14 protein-coding genes are annotated in these 14130 nt (G+C 69.2%); 4 read left to right on the forward strand and 10 right to left on the reverse strand.

The genetic code is table 11. The features are described from left to right. Positions 1–37: 37 nt before the first annotated feature. Together ACZ6RT_RS14210 and ACZ6RT_RS14215 are read right to left on the reverse strand one after the other, a co-directional pair. Positions 38–478, reverse strand: a complete 441-nt coding sequence (locus ACZ6RT_RS14210; RefSeq protein WP_399191993.1) for a PIN domain-containing protein — start codon at positions 476–478, stop codon at positions 38–40. After that, the gene (locus ACZ6RT_RS14215; RefSeq protein ID WP_399191991.1) at positions 475–723 is read right to left on the reverse strand and encodes a type II toxin-antitoxin system Phd/YefM family antitoxin; all 249 of its coding nucleotides are present in this window, start codon (positions 721–723) and stop codon (positions 475–477) included. The genes ACZ6RT_RS14210 and ACZ6RT_RS14215 overlap by 4 nt, the downstream gene beginning before the upstream one ends. A gap of 581 nt (positions 724–1304) precedes the next feature. On the opposite strand from ACZ6RT_RS14215, the gene ACZ6RT_RS14220 reads away from it, so the two are divergent. After that, positions 1305–1988: a VOC family protein gene (locus tag ACZ6RT_RS14220; protein ID WP_470153823.1), complete on the forward strand. Its 684-nt coding sequence runs from the start codon at positions 1305–1307 to the stop codon at positions 1986–1988. A gap of 448 nt (positions 1989–2436) precedes the next feature. Here the strand turns inward: ACZ6RT_RS14220 and ACZ6RT_RS14225 are convergent, their stop codons facing one another. Then, positions 2437–2802, reverse strand: coding sequence for a DUF4288 domain-containing protein (locus ACZ6RT_RS14225; protein ID WP_399191989.1), 366 nt, complete (start codon positions 2800–2802; stop codon positions 2437–2439). A 171-nt stretch (positions 2803–2973) separates the two neighbouring features. On the opposite strand from ACZ6RT_RS14225, the gene ACZ6RT_RS14230 reads away from it, so the two are divergent. Both ACZ6RT_RS14230 and ACZ6RT_RS14235 read left to right on the forward strand, forming a co-directional pair. After that, on the forward strand, positions 2974–3756 hold the full coding sequence (locus tag ACZ6RT_RS14230; RefSeq protein ID WP_470153774.1) for a class I SAM-dependent methyltransferase: 783 nt from the start codon (positions 2974–2976) through the stop codon (positions 3754–3756). Positions 3757–3834: 78 nt separating this feature from the next. Next, entirely contained in the window at positions 3835–4707 is an 873-nt protein-coding gene (locus tag ACZ6RT_RS14235; protein ID WP_470153776.1) for a GNAT family N-acetyltransferase, read from the forward strand. Positions 4708–4818: 111 nt separating this feature from the next. Here the strand turns inward: ACZ6RT_RS14235 and ACZ6RT_RS14240 are convergent, their stop codons facing one another. The 5 genes from ACZ6RT_RS14240 to ACZ6RT_RS14260 all read right to left on the reverse strand — a co-directional run bounded on the left by ACZ6RT_RS14240 (position 4819) and on the right by ACZ6RT_RS14260 (position 9612). Continuing rightward, positions 4819–5361, reverse strand: coding sequence for a dihydrofolate reductase family protein (locus ACZ6RT_RS14240; protein ID WP_470153777.1), 543 nt, complete (start codon positions 5359–5361; stop codon positions 4819–4821). Between the two features lie 63 nt (positions 5362–5424). Next, positions 5425–5820, reverse strand: a complete 396-nt coding sequence (locus ACZ6RT_RS14245) for a sigma-70 family RNA polymerase sigma factor (protein WP_470153779.1) — start codon at positions 5818–5820, stop codon at positions 5425–5427. Positions 5821–5838: 18 nt separating this feature from the next. After that, complete coding sequence (locus ACZ6RT_RS14250; RefSeq protein WP_399191982.1) at positions 5839–6609, reverse strand: sporulation protein; 771 nt, start codon at positions 6607–6609, stop codon at positions 5839–5841. Positions 6610–6664: 55 nt separating this feature from the next. Then, on the reverse strand, positions 6665–7945 hold the full coding sequence (locus tag ACZ6RT_RS14255; protein ID WP_470153782.1) for an SPFH domain-containing protein: 1281 nt from the start codon (positions 7943–7945) through the stop codon (positions 6665–6667). Continuing rightward, entirely contained in the window at positions 7942–9612 is a 1671-nt protein-coding gene (locus tag ACZ6RT_RS14260; RefSeq protein WP_470153784.1) for an SPFH domain-containing protein, read from the reverse strand. Before ACZ6RT_RS14260 ends, ACZ6RT_RS14255 begins: the two co-directional genes overlap by 4 nt. Positions 9613–9939: 327 nt before the next feature. Here ACZ6RT_RS14260 and uvrB point away from each other — a divergent pair, with 327 nt between their 5' ends. Then, complete coding sequence (gene uvrB / locus ACZ6RT_RS14265) at positions 9940–12051, forward strand: excinuclease ABC subunit UvrB (protein ID WP_399191976.1); 2112 nt, start codon at positions 9940–9942, stop codon at positions 12049–12051. A 665-nt stretch (positions 12052–12716) separates the two neighbouring features. On the opposite strand, the gene ACZ6RT_RS14270 is transcribed toward uvrB, so the two are convergent. Together ACZ6RT_RS14270 and ACZ6RT_RS14275 are read right to left on the reverse strand one after the other, a co-directional pair. Then, complete coding sequence (locus ACZ6RT_RS14270) at positions 12717–13307, reverse strand: Uma2 family endonuclease (protein WP_470153786.1); 591 nt, start codon at positions 13305–13307, stop codon at positions 12717–12719. Between the two features lie 118 nt (positions 13308–13425). Next, positions 13426–14040 carry a hypothetical protein gene (locus tag ACZ6RT_RS14275; protein ID WP_344904200.1) on the reverse strand — a complete coding sequence of 205 codons (615 nt, stop codon included), beginning with the start codon at positions 14038–14040 and terminating at the stop codon, positions 13426–13428. Between the last annotated feature and the right edge of the window lie 90 nt (positions 14041–14130).

The following is a 14130-nucleotide window of genomic DNA, read 5'->3' on the forward strand; positions in this document are numbered from 1 at the left end:
TGGCGGCGCCGGTCGCGGTTCGCATCGCTCGGGCCTGTCAGATGTCGTCGGGCAGCAACCGAAAGCACTCGTGGCCGGTAAGCGGGCGGATCGCGCGGAAGTGCTCGCGATCCAGCGTGAAGACGGCGTCGGTACGGAACTCGGCCGCCAGAGCCGCGTTCATCGCGTCGGTCAGGCCGATGTTCATCGTCCGGTAGCGGGTCATGAGCGCGCCGGCGGTGCGCAGATGCGGTGACACCTCGGGAACCTCGTACCGTTTGACGTCGATCCTGCCCATGACGTGGTCGAGGACCGCGAAGGCGGCCTGCTGGCCGATCCTGCTCGTGATCAGATAGTCGAGCTCGGCGAGGACAAGGGGGGATATGACCAGGTGACCGACCTGAGCTCGGGCTTTGACGCATGCGTCATGCTCTGCGTCCTGGCGGTTGAAGGTCGCCAGCAGAGCCGAGGTGTCAGCGATGGCCACAGGGACGTTCACCGACCAAAACCTCCGGCCAGGAACTCATCGGTCCGCGCCGACAGATCGGTGGGCCCGTCGAACAGGGGAAGATCGTCGTCCCCCATGGGATCGGTGGGAAACGGGAGCGGCGGCTCGGCCTGGTGGGCTGGCACCAAGGTTGCGATATGGCGGCCGTTCTTGGTGACCGCGATCGTCTCGCCCTGCTCTGCCGCGGCGAGGATGCGAGCGGACTGCTGGTTGAACTCCCGGGCTGTGGCTTCCATATGGTCATGGTACTACTTATGTACTACATGCGGACGGCTCTTCGGGTGAGTGAAGACCGTGGTGAAGAAACCGTACCTCTGCCCGGCCGCCGAAACGGCCGGGTATGTGATCACCGGTCGAGAGTGACTCTGGCCGTACGCTCCGGCCGAGTCGCCGAGAGCGGTGCCATCGGCAAAGCGAAGTGATCCGGCTTTACGGCCGTGAGGAAACTGCGCTGTTCACGTGGGCGAAGGTGAGATCGGATCCGCAAGATCCTTATTGCCCGTGAAAGGGCACACTTCCATCGTGGGTTTCCTGGTCGAGGCGGCTGACGGATTTAAGGCCTATGTGGGTAAGGGCCCTTGGTGAAAGTGGTCCGTATACACTTCGGTAGTCGGTGAAGTGATCTCATCGCATTCAGGCATCCTGCAACTCGAACAGACGTCGCGGCTGCCCATTGACAGTGACCCACCTCCTTACTGGGACTGGAACGATCCATATGCGAGGTTCGCTGCAGAGTGCAAGCATCGTCGGACGATCCGGAAGGTGGAATGACGTGAGTGAGATCGCGATTCAGCCGAACGAGACGACGGTGCCGTTGATGCCGTGCGCGTCGATGGAGGAGACCTTGGCGTTCTATGAGGCACTGGGGTTCGAGGCGACCTACAAGCAGAGCAAGCCCTATGTCTATCTGGCGCTGCAATGGAGCGGATTCCAACTGCACTTCGGCCCGGCGCCCAAAGGGCTGGATCCGGCCCGGGAGGAGTCCGGAGGTTGCCTGGTCATGGTCGACGCCGTGGCGTCGTATCACGCGGCGTTCGTCGCGGCGATGCGCCGGGTCCACGGCAAGGTGCTGAGTTCCGGCCTGCCGCGGATCACCCGCTACCGGCCAGGTGCGTCCCGGTTCACGCTGATCGATCCGTCCGGGAACTCGATCATGTTCATCCAGCGTGACGAGCCGTCCGAACTGGAGTATGGCGGCTCGAAGAAGCTGACAGGCCTGGCCAGGGCGCTCGACAACGCCCGGATTCTGCGCGAGTTCAAGAATGATGACCTGCAGGCTTTTCGCGCGCTCAAGTCTGCGGTGCGCAGGCATGGTGCGGACGCCCCGGTGGTCGAGCGGGCTATCGCTCTGTGTCACCTCATCGACCTGGCCATGGTCCTCGGCGAGCCCATCGATCCATGGGGCGCCGATTTGCGCGTTCTGGAGCTCACCTCCAGCGACAGGCAGCGCATCGAGTCGGAACTCGGGCATCTCGCCGGACTTCAGGACTGGCTTCCTTAAGAGCTGTTAACACGATGGGTTGAGGCGGCGCCAGCAGATCAAGGCGCAGCCGAGGCCGAGGAAGGCTTCGTGCTCAGGTGCACTTCCGAAGCAGGAGGAAATTGCCGACCGCTGGTGACCGAGCCAAAGGCCAGGAGGCTTCGCTGGGAACCCGTACGGCGCGTCCGAGGTCGGCTCTCCAGGTAGGCCGGGACCTCGGGCCACAAGCGCCATGAGGCCCTGGTCCACCGGGCTGTCCTGTTCTGGGAACGCCATGAGGACGATGCGGGCCGGATCGCGTCTGGTGCCGGGTGACGCGGCCGTGATCGGTGCGCGAGCAAAGGGAAAAGGATCGCCGTCTTACGGGACGACCGCCGCTCTGCTCACCTTGTACGGCAGGCGTCGGCGCACCTGCGAGGCGACCGGAAAGGCTCACGATCGGCATGGTTCCGGCCCGGTGGTGCCGGACTCAGGCTTCCTGACCGCCAAGTGACGAGAAAGAGAAGAGGTCGCCGTATCGCGAGAGATCGTCGAAGCTTCGTGAATAAAGACTCGTGTCCGAGTCAAGGTCGTCGTACAGGGCCTCCCGGACGTCCGCGACCCCCATGAGCGTCCACGTCACGGTCTCACCGAATTCGTTCAGGTAAGCGACCTCGTCAGCCTTTCCCATCGCCTCCGCCCGCCTGCTCGCACCCTCGATCGAGCGCTCATGGATGAGGACGGTGTCCTCGGTGTAACGAGCAGGCGCGTACCCGCCCTCCACGACCACCCTGTGGACGAGAAGCGCGATATAGGGCCGTCGCTCCGCGGTGTCGTCCGGCTTCTTTTCCGGCACGCTCGGTCTCCGTTCCGCCGTGGTCGAGCCCGCTGTGGTAAAGCGTTGAGCATCACATGTCTCACCCGAGTTTTTCCTGCCTTTTTCTCGCCCGGACGGTCCCTTCCATTCACTCGACGGAGTAATTCGTTTGCCCCTTCACCAAGGGCGAAGACATCATCGAGCATGGAGATGACACAGGAACTCCTGGCCCACTACGGGCTGGACAAGGAACACGACAGGCTCCGCACCGGACGTGGCCGGCTGGAGTTGTGGCGGACGCAGGAGGTGCTGCGCGCGGCGCTGCCCGGCGCTCCCGCCAGGGTGCTGGACGTGGGCGGTGGTACCGGGGTGCACGCCGAGTGGCTGGCCGCCGACGGGTACGAGGTCGAGCTGATCGACCTGATACCGCTGCACGTGGAGCGGGCGGCGCGGCTGGCCGGGATCACCGCGCGACAGGGGGACGCCAGGCATCTGCCGGTGCCCGACGAGAGCGTGGACGCGGTGCTGCTGATGGGCCCGCTCTACCACCTGCACGACCGCGCCGACCGGGTCCGCGCCCTGGCCGAGGCGGTACGGGTGGTACGGCCGGGAGGCCTGGTGGCCGCCGCGACGATCAACCGCTCCGCGGCCGTGCACGACATGATCCACCTGGAGCTGTACCTGCGGCCGGAGATGCGGAAGGTGGCGCTCTCGGCCCTGGCGGACGGGAACCTGCGCCCCGCGTACGAAGGCTTCACCGCCTACCTGCACGACCCGGACGACGTCCCGGCCGAGTTCGCCGACGCCGGGCTTCCCGGCGCCACCCGCCACGGCCTGGAGGGAGCCTTCTGGCTGTACCGCGACATCGACGACTGGCTCGACGACCCCGAGCGCCGCGCCTTGGTGCTCGATGCCCAGCGCCGCCTGGAGTCGGTCCCCTCCCTGCTGGGCGTCAGCGGTCATATGCTCACACTCGCCCGTAAGGCATCCTGAGCGGTGGCGTCCGGGCCGGCCTCCGTCCCGAATATCAGGGCGGCCGGGCACCCGAGAAGGCCCCGAGATGGAGAGACCGTGTCGATTCAGATCGTCCCGCTGACCGATCCCCACCCGAGCGCGTCCAGCCGCCGCCTGGTGTGGCTGGCCGTCGGCGGTGACGGGGTCCCCCTCGGGTCGGCGTTCCTGCGCCTGTTCGACACCGAGGGGCAGGACCACCTGGCCGAGCTGGAGCTGAGCGTGCATCCGGCGGAGCGGCGCAGGGGTGTCGGCTCCGAGCTGCTGGCGCGGGCGGTTGCGGGCGTCGTGGGGGAGGGGCGGCGCTGCGTGCTCGCCCAAGCCGTGGCCGGTACGCCGGGTGACCACTTCCTGGCCGACCGGGGGTTCCGCAGGGTGCTCACCCTGACCTACGTCAGGCTCGTCCTGGCCCACACCGTCGCGGACACGGCCGCCGGACGGCCGGTCGCCGGGTATCGGCTGCGGTCCTGGGAGGGGACGGTGCCGGACGAGCTCGCCGCCACCTTCACCGCCTCCCGCCGGGCCATGGACGACATGCCGATGGACGACACCGACTACGGCCTCGTGGTCTGGGACGTCGAGCGGGTCAGGGCGGCGGCCAGGGCCGTCGAGGACCGTGGCGAACGGCTGTACACGGTCGCCGCCGTCGACGAGTCCGACGGCTCGATCGCCGGATTCACCGAGCTGGTCGTCCCCGGTGACGGCAAGGGCGACGGCCAGCACTACGGCACGGGCGTCCTGCCGGAACACCGGGGACGTGGCCTGGCCCGGTGGATGAAGGCCGAGATGATCCGGCAGGTCCGCGAGCGGCACCCGGACCTGACCGGGCTGCTGGCGGACACGGCCGAGAGCAACACCCGCATGCGGGCCGTCAACGACGCGCTCGGCTACCGGCCCACCCACAGGACGTTCCAGTACCAGCTCGACCTCTGACCTCCTTTCGAACGATCGGGGGACCGAGGGGCTGGCCTCCGGGACGTCCCGCGGCGCGGTGACGGGCCGGACCGGTGGTCACCGGGTGACCCGCCGCCGCGCCGGGACGGCTCATCCGATGACGCGGAACCAGAGGCTCGTGGCGTGCGGCGACCGGGCCACGTCGACGCGCTCCAGCCTGACGTGGGTCCCGCCCGGGTGGTCGAACAGCCGGACGCCGTCGCCCAGCATCACGGGCGCGATGAACACGAGGATCTCGTCGAGGACACCCACCGCCAGGCACTGCCGGGCGACGTCGGCGCCGAGGATGTTGACGTACTTCTCACCCGCGGCGGCCTTGGCCGCGGCGACACCGCCGTCCAGGTCACCGACGAAGGTGACGCCCGGCACCGGTGTGTCCGGGATGTGGTGGGTGAGCACGAACTGCGGCCCGGTCCAGTCGCCGCCGAACGGCTTCTCCTCCCTGTCGGTGCCCCGGTGGGGGTTGTCACCGCGGAAGGTGCGGTTGCCGACGAGAAGCGCGCCGATCTCACCGATGAGCCCGTCCACCACCGGGTCGGGCCCGAGGTACGGGGTCAGCCAGGACATGTCGCCGCCCGGCCCGGCGATGAAGCCGTCCAGCGACATGGTGACCGAATACAGCATCCTGCTCATGAGGTGTCTCCGTCGGGGTCGATTTCGTGTGACCCGCGTTGAGACGGTGGTTCCCGCGAGAACTCATCGGCGCGCCGTCGCCAGCCTCACGGAAGGTGCCGCGGACAGCGTCATGGGCAGGCCGAACGCCGGGAACAGGCCGGGATCGTGGAAGGCGGTGACCTCGGCGATCCGGTCGTCCTCGATCCGCAGCCCGGCCAGACGCTGCGGGAGCACCCGGTGCGCGCGGCCGTCGAGGGCGTCCAGGCAGGCGTTCGTGGCGATCCGGTACAGCCAGGCCCGGAACGTCGAGCGCCCCTCGAAACCGCCGAGGCCCCTCCACGCGCGCAGGAACGTCTCCTGCGTCAGGTCCTCGGCCTCGTCGAACGAGCCCAGCATCCGGTAGCAGTGCCCGCCGGAGTGACGGGCCGGCCCCAGGCGACGGAACGAGGAACGGGTGTGCCCCGGAGAGCGGAGCACACCCGTACGGGAGCAAGTCTAGAACCAGCCGCGCTTCTGGGCCATGGAGTGCAGGGCGCCGCGCAGCGACTGCTCGACCTGGCCGGGGTGGTCGCTGTAGTGGACCGTGAAACGGCTGTAGGTGTCCTGGCTGGAGCCGAAGCTGCCGCGCTTGTCGGCCTCCAGGATGATGTCCATCGCCTGCGGGCCCGCGATGAAGGTGAGCTCCAGCTCGTTGAAGTGGCGGCGGTACTCGGGGCCCGCGTAGTACTCGATCTCCTGGAAGAACGGCATCCGCGAGCCCTGCAGCGTGCCGCGCTCCAGGTCGGCCTTCTTGAAGCCGAAGCCCATGTTGCCCAGCGCGCCGAGCACGTGGTCCTGGGCGGGCAGCGGGTTGACGAACAGCGCGTCGAGGTCGCCCTTGTCGAGCGCGCCGGCCAGGGCCAGCTCGGTGGAGACGCCCAGCTGCATGCCGCGCAGCGGGTGGCCGGCGACGGCGCTGATCGGGGTCTCCCACGGGACCTGGATCTCGAAGGGGGCCGACTGCGGGGCGCCCGCGGCCAGCTGGAAGGAGCCGGTGATCTGCTGGCGCAGGAAGCTGTAGGTCGACTTGTACTCGTTGTCGCCGCTCTCGACCTCGACGACGGCGGTGAAGTCGATGAAGATGCCCTCCACCTTGTAGTCGGAGCCGCCGCCGCGGAAGTTGACCTGCCCGCGCAGCACCTCGCCGGGCCGGACGTGCGAGTTCTGCAGGACCGTGTCGACCTCGACACCGGCCCCGAACGCGGCCATCAGCTTGCGGAACACCATTGATCTCTCCTAGGGGAACTGCCGCCTTCTGCGGCGGGGAATCGGTGGAGGTCTGTCAGGGGGTCTGGTTCTGCGGTCCGGCCTGCCCGCCGGCGCCGTTCAAGCCGCCGACGCCGTTCGTGCCGTCGTTCAGCCGGGGCAGCAGCTGAGCGAGCAGCAGTGTGGACAACGCGGAGGTGTCGCCGGAGGTTCCTGAGGTGCGTACGACGACCGGCCGCGGGGCGCTCTCGGCGAGCCTGGCGCCCACGTCCAGGCGGCGGCGGGCCAGCTCGTACTGCAGGACGGCACGGTTGTCACGGTAGGAGTCGGCCAGCCTGCGCAGCCCCTTGGCCTCGTTCTCGGCGGAGGTCAGCTCGGCCCGGCCCTTGGCCTCGATCTCCCAGCGCACCCGCTGCGCCTCGGTCTCGTGCTCCTCCAGCATGCGGGCGACGTCCTTGCGGGCCGTGTTGGCGGCGGCCCGCACCTCGACGATGCGCGCGTCACGGGTCTTCTTGGAGCGTTCGATCTCCATCAGCAGGGTGTCGATCCGGCGCTTGCGGGTCAGCTCCCACTCGCGCTCGAACGCCGACAGCTCCTTGGCGACCTTCTCACGGGTGGCCAGGTGCTGCTGGTACTGGTCGGGCAGCTGCACGTCGGGGATGTTGGCGCCGGTGATGCGCACCCCGTACCGGCCGAGCTGGCGGGTGAGCAGCTCCTGCATGTCGCCGACGTCGGACCCGCGCAGGTCGTACGCGCGCTCGGTGTGCACCTGGCGGCTGCGCTGGCGGATGGCGTCCTGCACGGCGCTGCTGAGCACGAGGTCGAAGTTGCCGGCCCCGATGGTCCGGACGAAGGCGACCGGGTCGACGATGCGGAACTTCAGGAAGAACTCGATCGACTTGAGCGGGACGTTCTCCGCCGTCGGGCAGGCCGCGATCGGCGCGGAGTAGGGGATCTCGGTGGAGGTGTCGACCACCGCGTCCACCCGGTCCCAGGGCAGCCACAGGTAGTGCCGTCCGGGCGGCAGGGTGCCCACGATGGCGCCCCAGCGGCTGCGCACGCCCGTGGTGCCCTCCTCGATCTCGATGATGGCCCGGCGCCAGAGCCAGACGGCCGCCGCGACCAGGGTGACCACGGACGCGGCCGCGGCCAGCAGGGACAGGGCGCCGTCGGCGAACACCGCGGTGCCGACCAGGTAGAGGGCGGCCAGCAGCAGCCCCACCCAGGCGAAGCCCCGGCGGTCCTTGGGGATGACCACCGGCACGAGCTGCCCCGACTCGCCGCCGCGCAGCAGCTGGCGGATCTCCGACCAGGAGGCCAGCGATTCCTTGATCTTGGAGAACTCCCTGCCGCTCATCGGACCTCCTCCTGTACGGCGGTCGCCGCGTCGTCGCCGGTGGTCGCGCCCGCGGCCGTGACCGGGGTCGTGGCCGGGGTCGTGGCCTGGGGTGTCGTCGAGGACGGGACGGGGACGACGACGTCGGCCGGGGCGTTGAGCAGGGCGGCGATCTCCGCCCCGCGCTCCTCGACGCGCCCGCCGATCTCGCCCGTACGGGCCCTGATCGCGGCCATGTCCGCCTCGGAGAACAGCTGTGCCTCGTGGCCGCCGACGAGCTGCCCGGCCAGGGCGAGCAGGTCGACGTCGGCGGTGTCGCCGACCTGGACCAGGCGGGGCAGGTACGGGGCGACGGACTCGAGCTTGTCGAGCAGGTCCTGCTGGAAGCGGTACCCGAGGATCTCGGGGGCCTGGGCGGCGCTCAGCGCGCGGATGTCCAGCGCCTGGGCCTCCAGCAGCGCGGCGTTGGCCTTGGCGGTGGACTCGGCCTCCACCAGCCGCTGACCGCCCTGGGCCTTGGCCTGGTGGGAGGCGCGCTCCAGCGCGGTGTCGATCCTGGCCTGGTGCCCGGCGATCTCGGCGTGGATGGCCGAGAGCTGCTCCTGCAGCCCGGCGAGCTCCTTGATCAGGTCACCCTCGTTCTGCTCCTTGCGCAGCTGGAGCTCGTACTCGTAGGTGTACGCCTCCTTGGCGACCCTGATCATCTCCGGGGCGGCCAGGTCCATCCGGTACTCCTGGCTGGTCGGCTCGGCGTGCGTGATGTTGACGTCGGTGAGCCGTACCGCGGGCAGGAACTGCTGGTTGAGGTTGTCCAGCATGCTCATGGTGCTCTCGCCGACCAGGTCGTAGATCTCCTCGGCGCGCTGGGCGTAGATCAGCGAGCGGGTGACCTCGCTGATGGCGTTCTGCAGCTTGGCCTGGAAGCCGCCGACCGAGCCGAGCACGAAGATGAACTCGGCCGGGTCCTCGATGCGGAACTGCAGGAACAGGTCGACGCTGGCCTTGACGCCCTGCTGGGTCGGGGCCTCGCTGATGGGCGCGTTGAAGGGGTACTCGCGGGTGGTGTTGACGATGTAGCTGACCCGCTTCCACGGGTTGAACAGCGTCACCCGGCCCGGATCGGCGATCTGCACGAGCTTGCCGAACTTGGTGATCAGGGCCTTGCAGCCCTCGGGCACCATGACCACGCTGCGCCGCCACCACAGGAACGCCGCGGCCAGCACCAGGACGACCCAGTAGTGCGGGCCGAACAGCACCCGGGCGCCCTCCGGCAGCCCGGTGGCCACCAGGCCGACCACGCCGAGACCGGCCAGCACGACCAGCGGGACGATCACCCTGGCGGTGGTGCTCTTGGGGATGACCACCGGGGAGATGACGTGGACCGGCTCGCCGTCGGGGCCCTGGCCGCTGAAGCTGCGGTTGACGATCTCGCCGGCCTCGTTGAGCGGTGCGCTGCGGGCCTCGATGACCGTCCCCACGGACGCGCCCTGGTCGCGGGCCGCGGTGAAGTCGGAGGGGGTGAGCGCGAAGCCCATGGCCGCCCCGGGCCCGCCCTGCCCGCCGCCCTGACCCTGGCCGGTGAACTGGCCCTGGACCTGGCCGGCGAACTGCTGGGCGGCCTGGCCGACCACCTGGCGCATGTCGCCGCCCTGGCCTATCGTCTGGGCCGCGGTCCTGGCGTACTGCATGGCTTCCCTTGGCCGGGACATCACACCTCCGGATTATTCATAACTAGAAAGGCCCATATATCACGCTTTGTGATCGTGCGCACTCCGGACAGTAAAGGGGAACCCGCTTGCGAACCGCTTGCCGGACGATTGACGCGGCCGCGCGGGGATCGTACGGGGTCCACGCGGCCGTCCGGGGAAGGGACGCGTCCGCGCGGGGATCCTACGGGCCCGACACGGCCGTCCGGGGAAGGGACGCGGTCGCCGGGATGAAGGGCGGGGGTCCGTCCGGGCCGGGCGGGGCCGTCCGGGGGAGAACTGTCGGTCGCGCCGCCTACAGTGAGACAGGTGAGGCCGGTAACAGATTTGCAGCGCAAGGTGGCCCCCTTCGAGGTCGTCACCGACATGATCCCTTCGGGTGACCAGCCCGCCGCGATCGCCGAGCTCGAACGGCGCGTCAAGGGCGGCGACAGGGACAACGTCCTGCTGGGCGCCACGGGCACGGGCAAGACCGCCACGGTCGCCTGGCTGATCGAGCGCCTCCAGCGGCCGACCCTGGTCATCCAGCCGAACAAGACGCTCGCCGCCCAGTTCGCCAACGAGCTGCGCGAGATGATGCCCAACAACGCCGTCGAGTACTTCGTCTCCTACTACGACTACTACCAGCCCGAGGCGTACGTCCCGCAGAGCGACACCTACATCGAGAAGGACTCCTCGATCAACGAGGAGGTCGAGCGGCTCCGCCACTCGGCGACCAACTCGCTGCTGACCCGGCGCGACACCATCGTGGTGGCCTCGGTGTCGTGCATCTACGGCCTGGGCACCCCCCAGGAGTACGTCGACCGCATGACCAGGCTCAAGGTCGGCCAGGAGATCGAGCGCGACGTCCTGCTGCGCCGTCTCGTCGACATGCAGTACACCCGCAACGACATGGCCTTCACCCGGGGCACCTTCCGGGTGCGCGGCGACACCGTCGAGATCATCCCCAAGTACGAAGAGCTCGCCGTGCGGATCGAGATGTTCGGCGACGAGATCGAGAAGCTCTCGACCATGCACCCGCTGACCGGCGAGGTGATCACCGAGGACGACGAGCTCTACATCTTCCCGGCCTCGCACTACGTCGCGGGCCCCGAGCGGATGGAGCGCGCCATCCGCAGCATCGAGGCCGAGCTGGCCGAGAGCCTGGAGACGATGGAGCGCCAGGGCAAGCTCCTGGAGGCCCAGCGGCTGCGCATGCGCACCACCTACGACCTGGAGATGATGCGCCAGATCGGCAGCTGCTCCGGCATCGAGAACTACTCGCGCCACATGGACGGCCGGGCCCCGGGCAGCGCGCCCAACACCCTGCTCGACTACTTCCCCGAGGACTTCCTCCTCGTCCTGGACGAGTCCCACCAGACCGTCCCGCAGATCGGCGCGATGTACGAGGGCGACGCCTCCCGCAAGCGCACCCTGGTCGACCACGGCTTCCGCCTGCCGTCGGCGATGGACAACCGCCCGCTGAAGTGGGAGGAGTTCCTGGAGCGGATCGGCCAGACGGTCTACCTGTCGGCCACCCCCGGCACCTACGAGCTCGGCCGCTCCAAGGGCGACGTGGTCGAGCAGGTCATCCGGCCGACCGGCCTGATCGACCCCGAGGTGATCGTCAAGCCGACCAAGTCGCAGATCGACGACCTGATCCACGAGATCCGCGTCCGCACCGAGCGGGACGAGCGGGTCCTGGTCACCACGCTGACCAAGAAGATGTCCGAGGACCTCACCGACTACCTGCTGGAGCTCGGCATCCGGGTCCGCTACCTGCACAGCGAGGTCGACACCCTGCGCCGCATCGAGCTCCTGCGCGAGCTGCGGATGGGCGAGTTCGACGTGCTGGTCGGCATCAACCTGCTCCGCGAGGGCCTGGACCTGCCCGAGGTGTCGCTGGTGGCCATCCTCGACGCCGACAAGGAGGGTTTCCTGCGCTCGGAGACCTCCCTGATCCAGACCATCGGCCGCGCGGCCCGGAACGTCTCCGGCCAGGTGCACATGTACGCCGACCGGATCACCCCCTCCATGGAGCGGGCGATCGACGAGACCAACCGCCGCCGGGCCAAGCAGATCGCCTACAACGAGGCCAACGGCATCGACCCGCAGCCGCTCCGCAAGAAGATCGCCGACATCCTCGACTCGCTCAACCGCGAGGACGCCGACACCGAGCAGCTTCTCGGCGGCAGCGGCCGCCAGCAGTCGCGCGGCAAGGCCCCGGTGCCCGGCTTCGCGCTCAAGCAGGCGGGCCAGCACGCCAAGGCGATCGCCGGTGAGATGCCCAGGGCACAGCTGGAGGCGCTGATGGAGTCGCTCACCGCGCAGATGCACCAGGCCGCCACCGACCTCCAGTTCGAGGTCGCCGCCCGGCTCCGCGACGAGATCAAGGAGCTCAAGCGGGAGGTACGCGACATGCGCGAGGCCGGCGTCTCCTGACCGGCCACCCCGGCCACCCCGGCCGCCGACCACGCGATCCCGGGCCCTCACGGGAGGGGCCGGGGTCTTCGGGCGTGGGACACGCGGGGGAGCCTTCGGGTGCGGGACACCCGGGGGAGTGGGGCCCGGCCGGTGTGACCGGTCCGCCCCGGCTGTGACAGGTGCGCGGCACTGGTCGACCGGATCGTGGAGGACGGCTGGCGGGAGTTCCTGCGGGAACGCTTCGGCCCGGACGGGCCGTCCCCCGAGGACGAGCCGGTCATCGCCGAGATGGTCGCGGACGAGCCCGACCGGCACGGCTGGCGGGTCGTCGACGCCGCTCTCGACCGGATCGTCTGCCGTGAATGCCGGGGCCCGCTGAGCAGGGGGCCCCGGGGTTGTCCGCCGTGCGACCTCGCCGACGGCTTCCGCTACTCGGCCGTCGAGATCGACCGTCCCCGCGTACCGCCCGGCAACGAGCACGCGATCAGGGTCGGCGTCTCGGTGGTCCGCGCCGGGCACCGGCAGTCGCCGCGGGCCCTGCTCAGCTGGAGACTCTGCCTGCCCGCCCTGCTGGACGGCTTCCTGCCCAGCACCCCCCCAGGCCCAGGCGCTGCGCGCCCGGATCAACGCCGGAGCCACCTACGCCGACCTCGCCGACCTCGCCGACCTCGCCGACCTCGCGATCATGGGCCGATGAACGTGCTCAGGTCCAGGTCGATGTCGACCGGGAAACCGATGTCCGTCGTCAGCCGATCGCGATGGATGCCCGTGGGGACGTACGCCCTGACGGCGGGCTCCAGCTCGAAGGTGTAGACGACCGGCCTGTCGTTCTCCTGCTCCACGCGCCACAGATGCCTGATCCCGGCGCCGGAGTACTTGCTGGGCTTGGTGGTGCGGTCTCGCTCCAGCGACTCGGGAGAGACCACCTCGACCACCAGGTGCACGTCCTCGGGTCTGAACGAGGTCGTCCTCAGGTTCGTCAGCGCGGACCTCGACACCACCATGATGTCAGGCTCGGGCCGCTGCCGGATCCCGAGGGTCACGGTCATCTCCCGGACGACGGCAAGGTGATCCGGCGGTCGTATACCGCGTTGGCGATCGATCATCAGATTGATGACGAACATGTGGAAAGCGGTCTGGGGAGACATCATGATGAGCGACCCGTCGATCAGTTCGACATGCCGGGGCGCGTCCGAAGGGAGGTCGTCGAGCATGTCGGCGGTCCACCCGCCGGCCGGTCCCGGGTAGAACCACTCGGGGAAAACGGCTGTCATCAGAGAACCTCCTTCGTCGGCACCCTGGAACATTATCCGACGGAGTCACGATGTCACTCTCCGTGCCCGGCGCACGGGCCGTTCGGGCCTTCGTGCGGCCGGGGCGCGGAGCTGAGGGTCAGCGGGCGTCGTCCGGACGGGAGCGGTTGATCATCGTGCGGTTGTAGAGCTCGTCGATCTCGTCCAGCGGGTCGGGCGCGCGGCGACGGGCCTCGATCTCCAGATCGGTACGACCCTGGATCTGGTCGATGTTCCCGGCCGCGTGCTCCATCTGGTCGTTGCGCAGGTCGGCCCTGATCCGGGCGCAGGACGTGGTCAGCTTGGAGTGGTGCTCGCGCAGCCTGCTCAGGGCCGTGTGGTCGACGTAGGGCGACACCCGGCGTTCCTGGGCGTAGTGGGCGAGCTGGGCGTCCAGCTGGTCGGCGTGCACCGAGATCTCGGCCACCAGGTGGGGCAGGTCGCCCAACCCCCAGCCGCCGCGCAGCGCGTGCTCCACGGCCTGGCGGGTCAGCGACACCTCGCGCCGCAGGTCGAGCCGCATCCGCTCGGTCTCGGCGGCGTCGCCGGTGCCCATCGCCGCCATGTGCGAGGTGACCCGTTCGGTCACCTTCCTGGCCTTCTTACTGGCCTTCTTGCCGACCTGGACCAGCAGGTAGATCCCGACGCCTCCCAGGAGAAGCAGGAACAGCAGGATCACCAGCAGGACGATGAGGAAATCGCCGATCGGAGCCACCTCCCGACAGGGGTTGGACGCGGTGTTTCGAGCATAGCCCGCGCCGGTGCCCCCGCGAGGGCGCCGGACGCGGCGGAACCGGCAGGTGCC

This window comes from Streptosporangium sp. NPDC050148 (genome assembly GCF_055586505.1).

What these genes read in the sequence shown, in the direction of transcription:
- ACZ6RT_RS14270 (WP_470153786.1), bottom strand. Translation starts at nt 13,307, where the DNA reads ATGACAGCCGTTTTCCCCGAGTGGTTCTACCCGGGACCGGCCGGCGGG.
- ACZ6RT_RS14215 (WP_399191991.1), bottom strand. Translation starts at nt 723, where the DNA reads ATGGAAGCCACAGCCCGGGAGTTCAACCAGCAGTCCGCTCGCATCCTC.
- ACZ6RT_RS14255 (WP_470153782.1), bottom strand. Translation starts at nt 7,945, where the DNA reads ATGAGCGGCAGGGAGTTCTCCAAGATCAAGGAATCGCTGGCCTCCTGG.
- ACZ6RT_RS14220 (WP_470153823.1), top strand. Translation starts at nt 1,305, where the DNA reads ATGCCGTGCGCGTCGATGGAGGAGACCTTGGCGTTCTATGAGGCACTG.
- ACZ6RT_RS14250 (WP_399191982.1), bottom strand. Translation starts at nt 6,609, where the DNA reads ATGGTGTTCCGCAAGCTGATGGCCGCGTTCGGGGCCGGTGTCGAGGTC.
- ACZ6RT_RS14230 (WP_470153774.1), top strand. Translation starts at nt 2,974, where the DNA reads ATGACACAGGAACTCCTGGCCCACTACGGGCTGGACAAGGAACACGAC.
- ACZ6RT_RS14260 (WP_470153784.1), bottom strand. Translation starts at nt 9,612, where the DNA reads ATGCAGTACGCCAGGACCGCGGCCCAGACGATAGGCCAGGGCGGCGAC.
- ACZ6RT_RS14240 (WP_470153777.1), bottom strand. Translation starts at nt 5,361, where the DNA reads ATGAGCAGGATGCTGTATTCGGTCACCATGTCGCTGGACGGCTTCATC.